Annotated in this window: 15 protein-coding genes and 2 tRNA genes; 14 read left to right on the top strand and 3 right to left on the bottom strand. The window is 71.9% G+C overall.

The features are described from left to right. The first annotated feature begins 4 nt into the window (after positions 1-4). The 4 genes from ACQUS7_RS04220 to ACQUS7_RS04205 all read left to right on the top strand — a co-directional run bounded on the left by ACQUS7_RS04220 (position 5) and on the right by ACQUS7_RS04205 (position 3,842). Complete coding sequence (locus tag ACQUS7_RS04220) at positions 5-520, top strand: hypothetical protein (RefSeq protein WP_435144911.1); 516 nt, start codon at positions 5-7, stop codon at positions 518-520. A 227-nt stretch (positions 521-747) separates the two neighbouring features. Then, a complete protein-coding gene (locus tag ACQUS7_RS04215) occupies positions 748-2,232 on the top strand; it encodes a single-stranded DNA binding protein (protein ID WP_435144908.1) in 1,485 nt (494 codons plus the stop codon). A 121-nt stretch (positions 2,233-2,353) separates the two neighbouring features. After that, the gene (locus ACQUS7_RS04210; protein ID WP_435127400.1) at positions 2,354-2,785 is read left to right on the top strand and encodes a histone; all 432 of its coding nucleotides are present in this window, start codon (positions 2,354-2,356) and stop codon (positions 2,783-2,785) included. A 1-nt stretch (position 2,786) separates the two neighbouring features. Then, positions 2,787-3,842, top strand: a complete 1,056-nt coding sequence (locus ACQUS7_RS04205) for a histone deacetylase family protein (protein ID WP_435127402.1) — start codon at positions 2,787-2,789, stop codon at positions 3,840-3,842. 45 nt (positions 3,843-3,887) lie between these two features. On the opposite strand, the gene cca is transcribed toward ACQUS7_RS04205, so the two are convergent. Further along, positions 3,888-5,312, bottom strand: coding sequence for a CCA tRNA nucleotidyltransferase (cca, locus tag ACQUS7_RS04200; RefSeq protein ID WP_435127404.1), 1,425 nt, complete (start codon positions 5,310-5,312; stop codon positions 3,888-3,890). A 184-nt stretch (positions 5,313-5,496) separates the two neighbouring features. Here cca and ACQUS7_RS04195 point away from each other — a divergent pair. From ACQUS7_RS04195 to ACQUS7_RS04185, 3 genes are all read left to right on the top strand, one after another. Further along, positions 5,497-5,598 (top strand) — tRNA-Asn (locus ACQUS7_RS04195). A 119-nt stretch (positions 5,599-5,717) separates the two neighbouring features. Further along, positions 5,718-5,825 (top strand) — tRNA-Ile (locus ACQUS7_RS04190). A 200-nt stretch (positions 5,826-6,025) separates the two neighbouring features. Then, a complete protein-coding gene (locus ACQUS7_RS04185; RefSeq protein WP_435144904.1) occupies positions 6,026-7,162 on the top strand; it encodes a hypothetical protein in 1,137 nt (378 codons plus the stop codon). Here ACQUS7_RS04185 and ACQUS7_RS04180 read toward each other — a convergent pair. Continuing rightward, entirely contained in the window at positions 7,153-7,794 is a 642-nt protein-coding gene (locus ACQUS7_RS04180) for a DUF6663 family protein (protein WP_435144902.1), read from the bottom strand. The two genes, ACQUS7_RS04185 and ACQUS7_RS04180, sit on opposite strands and share 10 nt — an antisense overlap. 98 nt (positions 7,795-7,892) lie before the next feature. Here ACQUS7_RS04180 and ACQUS7_RS04175 point away from each other — a divergent pair, with 98 nt between their 5' ends. Then, positions 7,893-8,597, top strand: a complete 705-nt coding sequence (locus ACQUS7_RS04175; RefSeq protein WP_435145248.1) for a metallophosphoesterase — start codon at positions 7,893-7,895, stop codon at positions 8,595-8,597. Between the two features lie 16 nt (positions 8,598-8,613). On the opposite strand, the gene ACQUS7_RS04170 is transcribed toward ACQUS7_RS04175, so the two are convergent. Then, on the bottom strand, positions 8,614-9,033 hold the full coding sequence (locus ACQUS7_RS04170) for a hypothetical protein (RefSeq protein ID WP_435144900.1): 420 nt from the start codon (positions 9,031-9,033) through the stop codon (positions 8,614-8,616). Between the two features lie 126 nt (positions 9,034-9,159). Between ACQUS7_RS04170 and ACQUS7_RS04165 the strand changes: the two genes are divergently transcribed. The 6 genes from ACQUS7_RS04165 (at position 9,160) to ACQUS7_RS04140 (ending at position 14,730) form a co-directional block, all read left to right on the top strand. Further along, complete coding sequence (locus tag ACQUS7_RS04165; protein WP_435144898.1) at positions 9,160-10,332, top strand: pyridoxal-phosphate dependent enzyme; 1,173 nt, start codon at positions 9,160-9,162, stop codon at positions 10,330-10,332. A gap of 221 nt (positions 10,333-10,553) precedes the next feature. Then, the gene (locus tag ACQUS7_RS04160; RefSeq protein ID WP_435127431.1) at positions 10,554-11,255 is read left to right on the top strand and encodes a metal-dependent transcriptional regulator; all 702 of its coding nucleotides are present in this window, start codon (positions 10,554-10,556) and stop codon (positions 11,253-11,255) included. Beyond that, positions 11,252-11,959: a TMEM165/GDT1 family protein gene (locus ACQUS7_RS04155; RefSeq protein WP_435144895.1), complete on the top strand. Its 708-nt coding sequence runs from the start codon at positions 11,252-11,254 to the stop codon at positions 11,957-11,959. The genes ACQUS7_RS04160 and ACQUS7_RS04155 overlap by 4 nt, the downstream gene beginning before the upstream one ends. A 120-nt stretch (positions 11,960-12,079) precedes the next feature. Next, on the top strand, positions 12,080-12,739 hold the full coding sequence (locus tag ACQUS7_RS04150) for a LysE family transporter (protein ID WP_435128160.1): 660 nt from the start codon (positions 12,080-12,082) through the stop codon (positions 12,737-12,739). Positions 12,740-12,976: 237 nt separating this feature from the next. Next, positions 12,977-14,023 (top strand): NAD(P)-dependent glycerol-1-phosphate dehydrogenase, encoded by a 1,047-nt coding sequence (locus tag ACQUS7_RS04145; RefSeq protein ID WP_435144893.1) that lies wholly within the window; start codon positions 12,977-12,979, stop codon positions 14,021-14,023. Positions 14,024-14,088: 65 nt separating this feature from the next. After that, a complete protein-coding gene (locus ACQUS7_RS04140; protein ID WP_435144891.1) occupies positions 14,089-14,730 on the top strand; it encodes a DUF420 domain-containing protein in 642 nt (213 codons plus the stop codon). Positions 14,731-14,744 lie beyond the last annotated feature (14 nt).

The raw sequence follows: 14,744 nt of genomic DNA, 5'->3' as shown, positions 1-14,744 counted from the left end.
AAACATGGACCGTCGAGAGTTCATCGCCGCGGTCGGCGCCGGCGCGGCCGTCGGCGTCGCCGGATGCGTGGGCGGCGGCACCGGCGGAGACGGCGGCGACGACGACACCGACACCTCCGGAACGCCGACGTCGACGCCCGCGGACACGACGAAACCGCCGACGGACGGGGCGACGCCGACGATTACGGACCGGTCGTTCTCCCGGACCGGTGACGCGGCGACGCCGCAGGAGGACGCGACCGTCCGGTTCGCGGAGTCGGCGGTGACGTGCAGCGGCGTCATCCGCGGGAAGAACGGCTGCATGCGGGCGGCCCTCGCGGACGCGACGTACGACCCTGACGCCGACCGCCTCACCGTCACCGTCGAAACCGTCTCGGAGGGCGGGCCGGTGTGCACACAGCAAATCGTCTACCGGGCGTACGACGCCACCGTCCGCTTCGACGGCGGACTCCCGGGTGCGGTCACCGTCCTGCACCGGTCGATGGGCGAGACCCGGACCGCCGCCGAGACGACGCGGTAGCCCGCCCGACCACGAACCTTCTTGAGGGATGCCGGCTCCACCACCGGTATGTCAGTGCAGCGACGCGCGCCGCTTGGTACGGCGAGCGCGCGACGACCCTCGAAGCCGGAGCGCTCCCCCACGGCCGACGGTTCGCCGGCGAGGCGACCGAAACCGTCCGCGGGCGGCGCCGTACCGGGCGAACGACAACCCTTAAGCGGCGCGTCCGCCGAACCACTCACAGAATTATGGGGGTAATCGAGGACGTCTACGAGGACGTGGAGACCGACGTCCCGTTCGAGGAGTTCGAGGCGGCCGTCCAGGACAAAGTCGAGCAGATGGACGGCCTCGCCGACGAGGAGACCGCGGCGATGCTCATCGCGCACGAACTGCGCGACGAGGAGGTGAACTCGGTCGCGGACATCGAACCCGGGATGGACGACGTGAAGTTCCTCGCGAAGGTGATGAAGGTCGGCGACGTCAGGACGTTCGAGCGCGACGGCGACGACGAGGACGGCCACGTGCTGAACGTCGAAGTCGCCGACGAGTCCGGCCGCATCACGGTGTCGCTGTGGGACCAGGTCGCCGTCGACGCGAAAGAACACCTCTCGACCGGCGACGTGCTCCGCATCATGGGCCGCCCGAAGGAGGGGTACAGCGGGCTCGAGGTCGCCGTCGACAAGGTGGAGCCCGACCCGGACGCCGAAGTCGACGTGGAGGCGCTCGACGAGCACCGCGTCGAGGACCTGGCGCTCGGCGCCTCCGACGTGACGCTCGTCGGGACGGTGCTCGACACCGACTCCATCCGGACGTTCGACCGCGACGACGGCTCGGAGGGCCGCGTCGCGAACCTCACCGTCGGAGACGAGACCGGCCGCGTCCGCGTGACGCTGTGGGACGACAAGGCCGACCGCGCCGAGGAGCTGGAGCCGGGGACCGCCGTCGAAGTCGTCGACGGCTACGTCCGCGAACGCGACGGCAGCCTGGAGCTGCACGTCGGGAACCGCGGCGCCGTCGAGGAGGTGGACGCCGACGTCGAGTACGTCCCGGACACCACCGACATCGCGGCGCTCGAACTCGGCGACACCGTCGACATCGCCGGCGGCGTCATCGAGACCAGCGACACCCGGACGTTCGACCGCGACGACGGCTCGGAGGGCCAGGTCCGGAACGTTCGCATCAAAGACGAGACCGGCGAAATCCGCGTCGCGCTGTGGGGCGAGAAGGCGGACAAGGACATCGACCTCGCCGACCACGTCGTGTTCACGGACGTCGAAATCCAGGACGGCTGGCAGGACGACCTCGAAGCGTCCGCCGGCTGGCAGTCCACCGTCTCCGTGCTCGAAGACGCGGACGCCGACGTCGACGTCGCCGCGGGCGAACGCGGCGACTCCGGGTCGGGGAGCCGCGACCCCGGACAGGGCGGCCTGGACTCGTTCGACTCCGGCGGGTCGAGCGCTGACGACGCCGACGCGTCCGCAGACGGCGGCGCCGGCGCCGCTGACGCAGGCAGCGCGGCCGCGAGCGCAGATACGGACGCCGACGACGGCGCGGACGACGAGGGCCCCGTCGAGTTCACCGGGACGGTCGTGCAGGCCGGCGACCCGGTCGTCCTCGACAACGGCGCCGAGACCCGGTCGGTGGAGACCAGCGCGAACCTCCGGCTCGGCGAGGAGGTCACGGTGCGCGGCACGGAGCGCGACGGCACCATCGACGCCGACGACGTATTCTGACCGCGCGAGCCGCCGGGCCGCTCAGCGCCGACTCGGTGTCCGGTCTCCGTCCCGGTCCGGGGTGGCGCGCCGAACCACGCCAACGGAAAGCATTATACACGCATCACACCGGCCTATGTGTATGAGTGTCGAGTTGCCGTTCGCTCCCGTCGACGAGGTCATCCGCCGGAACGCGGGCGACCTCCGGGTGAGCGCCGGCGCCGCCGAGGAGTTGGCGCGACGCATCCAGTTGCGGGGGGCGGAACTGGCCGTTGACGCGGCCGAGCGCGCCGACGCCGACGGCCGGAAGACGCTGATGCCGTCGGACTTCGAGGTGGAGCAGGTCGTCGACCGCGAAGACCTCACGCTCCCCATCGCGCCGGTGGACCGCATCGCGCGGCTCGACATCGACGACGCCTACCGGGTGTCGATGGACGCCCGGGTGGCGCTCGCGGACGTCCTGGAGGACTACGCCGACAACGTCGCGCGCGCCGCGGCCATCCTCGCGCGGCACGCCGACAGACGGACAGTGCAAGCCGAAGACATCGAGACGTACTTCGCGCTGTTCGAGTGAGATGCGGTTCGGCTACAGCGACACGTGTCTCGACCACGACACCGGGACGCGGCACCCCGAGAACCCCGACCGGCTTCGCGCCATCCGCGAGGGACTGAAGCGGAAACACGGCGTCGAGTACGTCGAGGCGGCACCGGTCACCCGCGAGGCGGTCGCGGCAGTCCACGACGACGGCTACGTCGACGAAATCGAGTCGTTCTGCCGGGACGGCGGCGGCAACTGGGACCCCGACACCGTCGCCTCCGACGGCACCTGGGACGCGGTGCTCTCCGCCGCCGGCCAGGCGGTCTGGGCCGCCGAGGAGGCGCTCGCCGGCGCGCCCGGCCGCAACACGCCGTTCGCCATCGGCCGGCCGCCCGGCCACCACGCCGTCGCGGACGACGCCATGGGCTTCTGCTTCGTGAACAACGCAGCCGTCGCCGCGCAGGCCGCCATCGACGACTTCGACGGCCACCGCGCCGGCGACGCCAACACCGGCCGCGACGTCGACGCCGACGTCGACCGCGTCGCCATCTTCGACTGGGACGTCCACCACGGCAACGGGACGCAAGACATCTTCCTCGACCGCGGCGACGTCCTGTACGCCTCCGTCCACGAGGACGGCCTCTACCCCGGCACCGGCGCGCTGGAGGAGACCGGCGAGGGCGACGGCGAGGGCGCGACGCTGAACGCGCCGCTCGGCGCCGGCGCCGGCGACGCCGACTACCTCGAAGTCATCGACGACGTGCTGCTCCCGGTGTTCGAGCGGTTCGACCCGGACCTGCTGCTCGTCAGCGCCGGCTTCGACGCCCACCGCCACGACCCGATTTCGCGGATGCGCGTCAGCACCGAGGGCTACGCGCTGATGGCCGACCGGATGCGGACCGCGGCGGAGCGGACCGGCGCCGGCCTCGGCTTCGTCCTCGAAGGCGGCTACGGCCTCGACACGCTCTCGGAGGGCGTCGGCATCGTCCACGAGACGTTCGACGGCCGCCCGCCCATCGAACCGGACGGCGACGACCCCGAACCCGAAACCGAGGACGTCGTCTCGTCGCTTCGCGCCCGCTTCGACGTCTGAACGCCGACTCCCGGAGTCGGCTCCGCCGCCAGTCGCCTCGGCCGGCTACAGCCCGGGTTCGAAGTACCGTCGGAGGTGGACGCCGAACCGGTCCGTGAGCGCGGCGACGTCGCCACCGGCGAGGACGTCGTAGCCGCCGCGGAGCGCCGACTCCACGCGGGTGCCGAGCGCGACGTCGAACAGCGCGTCCGACTCCAGGACCGCGACGGCGTCGTGTTCGTCGCGCTCCCGCTCGACGACGTACCGGCCGTCGTCGATGAACGGCCCGTACGCGTCCGAGTCCGCGTACTTCTCGTAGAACCCCTTCGCGTGGCCGCGGACGTGCACCGGCGGGCCGCGGTGGCGCTCGACGCGCGGCAGCGTCCGCGACCCGAGTTCCACGAACAGCACCGCGCGACGCGACCCGCCGTCGTCCGTCCCGTTCTCGGTTCCCTCGCCGTCGCCCGGTTCGCTCGCGTCGGTCGCGAACACCGCAGCCCGGAGCACGTCGAATCCGCGGCTCGACAGGTCCCGTCGGACGCCGTCGAGCGACCGGCAGAGCTGCGGGTACAGCTGGTCGTCGACGATGTCCGGCGCCTCGAAGACGACGGCGACCGGGTCGGTGCCGCGCCGGTCGACGTGGCCGCGGACGGCGTCGGCCGACAGCGGCTCCGGCTCCGACGGGAAGAACAGCGACTCGTCGGGCGAGGCGAGCAGTTCGCGTGCGTAGTGCTGGAACCGGGCGACGTTGTCCTCCGAGAGCACGGCGGCGACGTTGCGCTCCGGGTCCGTCGGGTCGACGACGACGAGCGCGTCGTCGAACGTCGCCGTCCCGTGGTTCTCCGGGTCGAACCGGACCGGCGGCGTCCAGTCCGCGGCGGCGTCGAGCAGGTCCACCACGCCGCCGTACTCCACGACGAGCAGCTCCGCGAGGTAGCCGGAGAACCCCTCGGTCCGGAGGTCGCTGCCGTAGACGCCGATGCCCTTCAGGAACTTCTTGAACACGCGGACGTCGCCGGCGAGCTCGTCGTCGATTCGGGCGTCGAGGTACTCGGTGTGGAACGGCGTCCGGTCGACCGCCGACCGGATCGCGGTCGCGTCCGCGACGTCGTAACACGGCACGAGGTCGACGTCGAAGCCGCGGAACTCGCCGGTGACGTACGGGTGTTCGGCGTACTGCTCGCGGCCGTCGGGCAGCGCGGCGTGGCCGACGGTGAGCCCGTACTCTTCGAGTTCCTCGCGGTTCAACTCGGTCGGGAACCGGACGAACAGGTCGATGTCGCGGTCGCCGGCGAGCCACGTCCCGCGCGCCGTCGACCCGACCTGCAGCACGTCCGCCTCGTCCGCCGGCGACGGAAGGTCCGCGACGGCGTCGGCGGCGCGGTCCGCGAGCGCCGCCGCCGCCTCGTGAAGCCGCTCGCGCTCGGCCGCGTCGGGCGTGACGCGGTCGCGAACCCGGTCGAGCAGCGCGTCGAGCTCCGAATCAGTCATGGACGCGGATTCGGCCGGACGGCTTACCAGGGTGTCGGTCGCGCCGCGGCCGGCCGCCGCCCCGACGTCTCGACGCGCGCAACGACGACGCGGCGAGGGCTGAGACGGCGGCGCAGCACCCGGGTCGGTCCCGGCGGGCGAAACGAAAGCCATTTCAAACTAACCGCGGTACGATGCAATGCACGCCGAAGTAGCTCAGATGGTAGAGCACCTCGCTGTTACGGGACGCAGGCCACTGTCTCCCGCAGAGACGAGGTGGTCCCAGGTTCGAGTCCTGGCTTCGGCGCCTTCCTCCCGACGCCGCACCGTGAGCGGAGCCCGCGCCGTCCGAGCAGCACCGACGCAGTCCCCCGGTATCGGCGAACCCGGCACGTTCAAGAACCGCCGGCGACACCTCACACGTACGGGCCCTTAGCTTAGTCCGGTCTCAAAGCGCCCGGCTCATACTTCCGTCCGGCACCGCCGGCGGAATGGGACACCGGGTGATCGCTGGTTCAAATCCGGCAGGGCCCATCCGTATTCCGGTCGACTCTGAGCCGCGGACTCCCGTCGGCGGATTCGTTCTTCGGTCCCCGGCGCTTTTGCTGACTCGGCCCGAACCCACGTCGCATGACGACGTTTCGTGACGCAGACGACGCGCCGGCCCGTGGTTCCTGTCGAGCGTTCGGCGGTGATGGAGCCCGGGAGCCGGTGACCGCCGACGCGAGGCGGTCGTGAGCCGCGACGGACCCTCGCCGGTCGAACGGCTCCGGGACGATTCGGCGGCGTCGCCGCGAATCGTGGCGCTGCCGGACGGGTCGCTCGACCGGTTCTGTGCGGCTCACGCGGGCGCCGGGACACGCATCGCGACGCGGGCGCGGCTCGGCGTCGAGCTCACCCGCGGGAAGCGGAAGTCGCTCCGGCTGGAGCCGTACGAGGAGGCGCCGGGCGGACAGGCCGTGAATCTCGGCTGGCAGGCGCACCGGCTCGGAGCCGACGTGTCGGTGTACGGCCACCTCGACGGCGTCCCGGCGTTGCCGTTCGACGCGACGTCGATGGGGCGGGCGGCCCGCGTCGACGTCTGCCGGTTCGCCGACGGCGACCTGATGCTGGCCGACGAGTCCGGCGACCTCCGCGACTGGGGGCTCAACGACCTCCGCGCGGCCGCCGGCGACCTCGGCGGCGTCGCCGACGCGGACGCGGTGTGCTGGCTGAACTGGGTGTCGGTGCCGAACACGACCGACGCCGTCGAGCGGTTCGTCGACGTCACCGACCCGGACGGGGAGCCGCTGTTCCTGGTCGACGCCGGCGACGTCGTCGGCAGTGACGCCGAGGCGTTCGCGGCGTTCCGCGACGCGTTCCGCGCGGTCAGCGACTCGGACTACCGGCTCGTGCTCACCGCGAACCGTGCCGAGGTCCGCGCGTACATGGGGGCGCTGCTGAACTACGGCGGCGGCGACGCGGGCGGCGACGCGAGCGACGAGTGGCACGTGCGTCGGCTCCGCGAGGTGCTCGGCTGCGAGGCGGTCGTGTTACACGCGCCGGACGTCGCGGTCGCCGCCTCGCCGGACGGGCAGCTGACGGTCGAGAACAGGGACCTGGCGTCGCGTGCGCGGGAAACCGGCGGCGGCGACCGGTTCGGCGGCGCGCTCGCGTACGCGCTCACCGCCGGCTGGGGCTGGCGGGAGGCGTGCGAACTCGCGAACGTCGCGGCGTCGCGCTACATCGCGACCGGCGACACCGGCGACCGAGCCACGCTCGCCGACTGGCTGGCCCGGCCCGGCGCACCGGGCGAACGCGGCGGGGAAGGCGAACGCGAGGGAGGCGGGCCCAGCGGGTGGGGCGTTACCGACCGCGGCGCTCAGAAGTAGGTGTCGCGAACCGTCCGCGACAGCAGTCCGTCCTGCTCGAAGGCGACGTAGACCACGACGAACGGCCCGGACGCGGGCCGCAGGACGAACACGTCGCGCGGCGGCGACTCGGACGCCGACTCGTCGGCGTCGTTGACGCGCTCCACGAGCGGGTCGATGGGTGTGGTGCCGTCGCGGAACTCCGTGTAGAGGTCGCGCCCGCCGCCGCTCGGGCCTGCGGCGCGCCGCACCGGCGACTCCGGCTCTCCGCCCGGGTCGGCGAAGACGTACAGCGCGCCGTTCGGTTCGCCGTCGGTGTTGTGCGTGACGCGCGACGTCATCGCGTCGCCGGCGGCGCGGGCGTCCGACCAGGCGTCCGTCGCCGCCTCGAACATGTTCTCGACGCCGTCGGCGAACCAGTAGCGCGAGCGCCGGACGACGTTCAGCGACGCGAACCGCGGGTCGTCGCCCGACCAGTCGAGTGCCGCCTCCACGACGTTCCCCGGTTCGAGTTCGTCGTCGGCGTCCCCGGCGGCGACGCGAACCGGTTCGTAGGCGTCGACCGGGTCGTCCGCGGGCGAGAGGTCGACGAGGACGACGGCGTCGTCGTCGACGCGGAGCACCCGGTACCGGTCGGCGTCGGTCGTCTCCATGTCCGACGTGTGCGGCCGCGCCGGTAAGCCCGTGTCGCTTCGGCGGCCGTCCGTTCGTGTCCGACAGTGGCTTCTCCGCGCGGCGCGACCACCGAGACGTGCTTCAGGCCGCGTTCCGGGACCGGGCGGTGTACCTCCGCGACGCCGACGCGCTCGTGCTCGCGGACCTCCACGTCGGCCGCGCGGAGGCGTCGGACGTCGACGCGCCGCTCGGCGAAGCCGACGAACTCGCCGACCGCCTCGGAGCGCTCCTCGACCGGTTCTCGCCGTCGACCGCGGTGTTCGCCGGAGACCTGCTCCACGAGTTCGACCGGGCGTCGGCGCGGGCGGAGCGGGCGCTCGGGTCGCTGGCCGAGGCGTGCCGCGACGCGGGCGCGACGCCGGTCGCCGTCCGCGGCAACCACGACACCGTACTCGACTCGGCGTGGGACGGCCCGGTCCACGACGCGCACGCGCTCGCCGGCCGGGACCGGCGAATCGTCGTCAGGCACGGCCACGAGTCGCCGCCGCCGGGCGAACGCGCGGACCTGTACGTCGTCGGCCACGACCACCCGACGATTCCCATCGAGGGCCAGCGACGCCCCTGCGCGCTGTACCAGCCGGGGGTCGACGGCGACGGCACTCCGGTCTTGGTGCTGCCGGCGTTCAGCCGCGTCGCCGCCGGCGTCGACGTGAGCGGGATGCGGACCGACGAGTTCCTGTCGCCGCTGGTCCGCGACGCCGACGCGCTCCGCCCAATCGTCTTCGACGGCGACGACTCGCTGTCGTTCCCGCCGCTCGGCGAGTTCCGAGCGATGCTGTGAGGCGGCCGCGTGCCGCCTACTCGGCGGCGGTGTCGGGCGACGTTTTCGTGACGGAGAACACGTCGAGGACGGTGCCGCTCGCCTCGCCCTCGTCGGTGATGCCGGCTTTCACCACGGCGTTGACGCAGGTGCCGACGCGGATGCTGGTCCCGAACCGGACCGACCGGTAGGGGGTTCCGTACGCGCGGCCGGTCGGGTCTTCGAGCACGATGGTCGACGCGTCGGGCATCGCCGCGACGCTCGCGGTGACGGTGACGCGGCTTCCGATAGTGGTGTACGCCGTCGGCTCGGCGGCGATTTCGGCGAGCGTCACCGGTCCGCCGCCGCACGGCTCCCCGTCGTACTCGCCGGGGTCGCTGAGACAGCCCGCAGTACCGGCGAGGGCGGCCGTCGCCGCGGCGGCTCCGAGACGCCCCAGGACTTCCCGCCGTTGCACGGCGTCGACCTCCACGGTCCGCCGCTTAACCGTTCCCGACGAGTTATCAGAACGGATATCTCGTGGCGCTCGCAGCCGCGGACGCGAACCACTACATCCTTGCGCGGCCGGTCCGAATCCGGCGGCATGAAGACGACCGAGGCGTTCGACGGGCTCGCCTGCACCGGTTGCGGCGAGTCGTACGACGCCGACGAGCACGGCCGCTGCCCCGACTGCGACGCGCCGCTGACACCGATGTACGACTACGCCGCCGTCGACGCCGACGCCTTCGGGAACGCTGACGCCCCGGGCCACTGGCGGTTCGAGTCGCTGCTTCCGTTCCCGGCCGCGGATGCACCGACGGCGAGCGAGGGCGACACGCCGCTCGTGGAAACCGAGCGGCTCGCCGACGAACTCGGCGTCGGCTCGCTCCGCGTCAAGGACGAAGGGCGGAATCCGACCGGAACGTTCATCGACCGGGGAATGAGCGTCGCCGTGGCCGCCGCGGCGGCCGCCGACGTGGAACCGGTCGCGCTCGCCGCCGCCGGCAACGCCGGGCAGTCCGCGGCGGCGTACACGGGCCGCGTCGACCTGCGGAGTTACGCGTTCGTGCCGAGCCGAACCGCCTTCTCGAACAAGGCGATGGTGAACGTCCACGGCGGCGAGATGCGCGTCGTCGGCGGCCGGTACGCGGACGCCGCCGCCGCGGTCGACGACCAGCTCGAAGCCGACTACTACTCGCTGCAAGAGTTCACGACGCCGTACCGCCACGACGGCGCGAAGACCGTGTCGTACGAACTGTTCGAGGATGCCGGCGTCCCGGACGCCGTGGTGCTCCCGGCGAGCACCGGCGAACTCGTCGTCGGCGTCGTCCGGGGGTTCCGTGACCTCGTCGCGCTCGGCGTCGCAGACGAACTCCCCGCCGTCTACGTCGCGCAGACGGAGGGCTGCGCGCCGATTGCCGCGGCGCTCCGACGCGACGCCGACGCGGTCGAGCGGTGGAGCAACCCGGACACGATAATCGGCGAACTGGAGATCGACGCCCCCGCCGGCGGCGACGTCGCCCTCGACGCGCTCCGCGACGTCGACGCGGCGGCCGTCACGGTGTCGGACTCGGACGCGCTGGAGAGCGCCGTCACGGCCGCCCAGACGTCGGTGCTGGAGGTCGGCGGCGCCGGCGGCGTCGCGCTCGCGGCGGCGTGGACGCTGGCCGACGAGGGCGACCTCGACGGCGACGACGACGTCGTGGTCGTCAACCCCGACGACGGCGTGAAGACGCCGGACGTCCTCCGCAGCCACCTGATGGGCAAAGGAATCTGAGCAGGGCGGCGTCGACCGGTGACCGGACAGCGTCGCTGTCGACCAGACAGCGTCGACCGGTGGCCGGACAGCGTCGCTGTCGACCAGACAGCGTCGACCGGTGACTGGACAGCGTCGACCGATGCCCGGAACGAGGGTTCGCGATTGAGGACCGGGACCAGCTGCTTCCTATTCGACCCGACAACTATAAGCATTAGACGAATCTAATTCTTCGCAAGATGATGTTGAGCGACGTCATGGAGGACTACCTCAAGGCTATCTACGTCCTCCAGACGGACGAGGGGCCGCCCGTCTCCACGTCCGCCATCGCCGAGCGCGTCGGGAAGACGGCGCCGACCGTGACCAGCATGGTCGAGACGCTCGAAGACCGCGGGTTCGTCGAGCGCGAGAAGTACCGGGGCGTCGAACTGACCGAGGAGGGCCGGACGGTCGCACTGGAGGTACTCCGGCATCACCGGCTCCTCGAAGCGTACCTCGCCGAGCACCTCGACTACTCGTGGAGCGAAGTCCACGCGGAGGCGGACGCGCTCGAACACCACATCAGCGAGGAGTTCGAGCGCCGAGTCGCCGAACTCCTCGGTGACCCGACGGTCGACCCGCACGGCGACCCGATTCCGAGCGCCGACCTCGAACCGCCGGGCGACGACGGGACGCGGCCGCTCGTCGACGCCGACGTCGGCGACCGCGTCCGCATCACCCGGGTCAGCGACCGCGACGACGAGGAACTGGAGTACCTCTCGCGCGCCGGCATCACCCCCGGAACCGAGGTCGTCGTCGTCGACGTCGCGCCGTTCGGGATGGTGACCGTCGAAGCCGACGGAGACGACCAGAGCCTCCCGGAGTCGGTGGCGTCGTCCGTCCAGGTCCGCGCCGTCGACCCAGCCACGACCGACGCCGACGCTGAACGGGTGACCGACTCGTGATCGGCTACTGGGAACTCGTCGCCGTCGCGGCGGTGACGCAGCTCGCGGTGCTGCCCGGCGAGAAGGTGCAGTTCATCATCTCCGGACTGTCGACGAAGTACCGGCCGGCGATAGTGGTCGCCGCCGCGGGCTCGGCGTTCGCGGGGTGGACGGCGCTCGAAATCGCGTTCGGCGCCGCCCTGCAGCGCGTGCTCTCCCGGCTCCTGCTCGACGTGTTTACCGCCGGGATGTTCCTGCTGTTCGCGGTGCTGCTGCTCCGGTCGGCGCCCGCACGCGACGCGGAGCCGCACGCTGCCGAGACCGACGGCGGGAGCGCCATCCTCGGCGGCATCGGCGGCGAGGCGACCGTGCTCGGCCACGAGTTCACCGGGAAGTTCGGGAGCTTCCTCTCCATCTTCTCGATGATGGCCGCCGGCGAGTTCGGCGACAAGACGCAGCTCGTCACCATCGGGCTCGCCGCGCAGTACGGCGCGAGCTCCGCTATCTGGGTCGGCGAGATGGCGGCGATTCTCCCGATGAGCCTCGCGAACGCATACCTCTTCCACCGGTTCAGCCACCGGTTCGATGTCCGGAAGGCGCACTTCGCCGGCGCGGCGCTGTTCGCGTTCTTCGGTGCGGACACGGTGCTGTCCGTCCTGACCGGGTTCTCCGTGTGGGAGACGGTCGTCGGCGCCGTCACGCAGACCGTGACGACGCTGCTGTAGCGCCGCCCGGCGAACCGGTCGCTCGGGACCCCGGCGGTCGGCTGGATGGCGTAGTTTAAGTCCGCCGACGGCTTCCGGTCGGTCGTGCCAACGCTCCTCCTCTCGCTCGCCGCCGGCGTCGTGTTCGGGCTGGCGCTCGCGGCGCCGCCGGGACCGATGAACGCGGTCATCGCAGAGGAGAGCGTCGTCCGCGGCTGGGCAGCGGGCGCACGCGCCGGCCTGGGCGCCGCGACGGCCGACGCGACGTTCTTCGTCCTCGCGTTCGTCGGCGTCGTCAGCGTCGTCGAGCGCGCGCCGCTGCTGCGGGCGCTCATGGTCGGCGTCGGCGGCCTCTTGATGCTGTACTACGCCTACGGCGCCGCCCGCGAGGTCCGCGGGACGTTCCTCGGCGTCGACGCCGCGGTCGACGTCGACGAGGAGTCCGCCGGGTTCCGGAAGGCGTTCGTGCTGGCGCTCGCGAACCCCTACCAGATCCTGTTCTGGCTCACCGTCGGCATCGGGCTGCTCGAACCCGGGAGCGTCGACGTGTTCGCCGAGGCGGGCGTCTCGCGGTTCGCCGGCGCGTTCGTCGTCGAGACCGGAAGCCCGGCGCTCATCGTCGGGTTCTTCGCCGGCATCGGCCTGTGGGTCACCGGCTTCCCGGCCGCGCTGGTGTTCGCTCGGCGGCGCGTGGAGGCGCTCGCGCCGGCGGTCGCCGCCGTGTCAGCGCTCGTGCTCGGCGGGTTCGGCGTCGCGTTCATCGCGGACGCCGTCGGGACGCTGGCTCCGCTGGCTGGCTGAGGGCGAACAGGCGGCCCGGACCCGAACCGACGCGCGTGGCCGCACAGCCGCGGACGCGCCGGAGCGACACTCAGTTCACGCGCGGTCTGGCCTCGTCATCACTTTTGAACGTTCGTCGCCCGCGTCGACTGACTGCGCTCGGACGGATGACGCGAAATGGGGAACCGCCTAGCGGGTCGGCTGCGCACCGCGGCCGACACGGGAAACCCTTTCACGTCCGGCCGTGTCGCCGGGGACATGTTCGGGAAAACGACGTGGATCAAGCTGCCACGGAACGTCCTCGTCGGGCACGGCGTCGTCGACCGGGTCGGCGACGCCGTCGCGGAGCTGTCGCTCGCCGGTCGGCCGCTCGTCGTGACGAGCGAGACGCCGTCGGCCATCGCGGGCGAGCGCGTCCGCGACCAGTTCGACGACGCCGCGATGACGACCGTCGACGCGGCGAGTTTCGAGGCGGTCGCGCGGGTCGTCGAGGCGGCCGAGGACGCCGAGGCGACGTACCTGGTCGCGCTCGGCGGCGGGAAGCCCATCGACATCGCGAAGATGGCGGCGGACGAACTCGGCGTCGGCTTCGTCTCGGTTCCGACCGCGGCGAGCCACGACGGCATCGTGTCCGGCCGGTCGTCGATTCCGGAGGGCGACACGCGCCACTCCGTCGCCGCGGACCCGCCGCTCGCCGTCATCGCCGACACGGAACTGATGGCGGACGCGCCGTGGGAGCTGACGACCGCCGGCTGCGCCGACATCATCTCCAACTACACCGCCGTGAAAGACTGGCGGCTCGCGAACCGGCTGAAGAACGTCGAGTACAGCGAGTACGCCGCGGCGCTCGCCGAGATGACCGCGGAGCTGCTCGTCGACGACGCCGACTCCATCAAGCCCGGCCTGGAGGAGTCCGCCTGGGTCGTCTCGAAGGCGCTCGTCTCCTCGGGCGTCGCGATGTCCATCGCCGGGTCGTCCCGGCCGGCCTCCGGCGCGGAGCACCTGTTCAGCCACCAGCTCGACCGAGTCGCCGACGACCCGGCGCTGCACGGCCACCAGGTCGGCGTCGGCGCCATCATGACCGAGTACCTCCACACCGGCGCGAACGGCGAGTGGCGCGCCATCCGCGACGCGCTCGAACACCTCGACGCGCCGACGTCCGCCGCCGACCTCGGCATCGACGCCGACACCGTCATCGAGGCGCTCACGACCGCCCACACCATCCGTGACCGCTACACGATTCTCGGTGACGGCGTCAGTGAGGCCGCCGCCCGAGAAGTCGCGTCGTTCACCGGCGTCATCTGACCGGCCGGCCGCCGGGAGCGACGCGAACCCGAAGAGGGAAGCCCGCCCGGTCGAAACCTTCGCGTATGGCTTCAGCCGACGCTGACGGGGAGGGGGGCGTCGTGAAGGCGCATCCGCGCGCCGCCGTCGCGGTGCTGTCCGTCGTCGGGTACGGACTCGTCGTCGGGACGTTCGCGGGCGTCGTCCCCGCTTCGGTGTTCCCGTCGCTCACGGAGGCGCAGGTGAACCTGCTCAGCCACGCCATCGCCGCCGTCAACTCGGTCACGACGGTGCTGCTGGTGCTCGGGTGGCGGTGGATTCGGGAGCGGGAAGTGCAAAAGCACGCCGCGGCGATGTCGACGGCGTTCGGGCTCATCATGGTGTTCCTCGTCATGTACCTCGTGAAGATCGGCGGCGGCCCCGGCGAGAAACACATCGTCATCCGCGAGTCGATGTTCCTCGGCCAGTACGCCGGCGCCGTCGAACTCGTCTACTTCGCGATGCTGGCGATACACATCCTCCTCTCGGTGCTCACGGTCCCGGTGGTGCTGTACGCGGTCGTGCTCGGCTGGACGCACACGCCCGCCGAACTCCGCATGGAGACGCCGCACGCCCGCGTCGGCCGCGTCGCCGCCGCCACCTGGATCGTCTCGCTGACGCTCGGCGTCGTGACGTACGTCCTGCTGAACTGGGTGTACGCCTACGAGTTCGCGCAGGTCAGCTACTGACAGCGGACGCCAGC

The sequence above is a fragment of the Halobaculum sp. P14 genome, assembly GCF_051195155.1.
In the GTDB taxonomy this organism is placed as follows: domain Archaea; phylum Halobacteriota; class Halobacteria; order Halobacteriales; family Haloferacaceae; genus JBNTKA01.
This window is presented reverse-complemented; position numbering and strand designations above follow the sequence as displayed.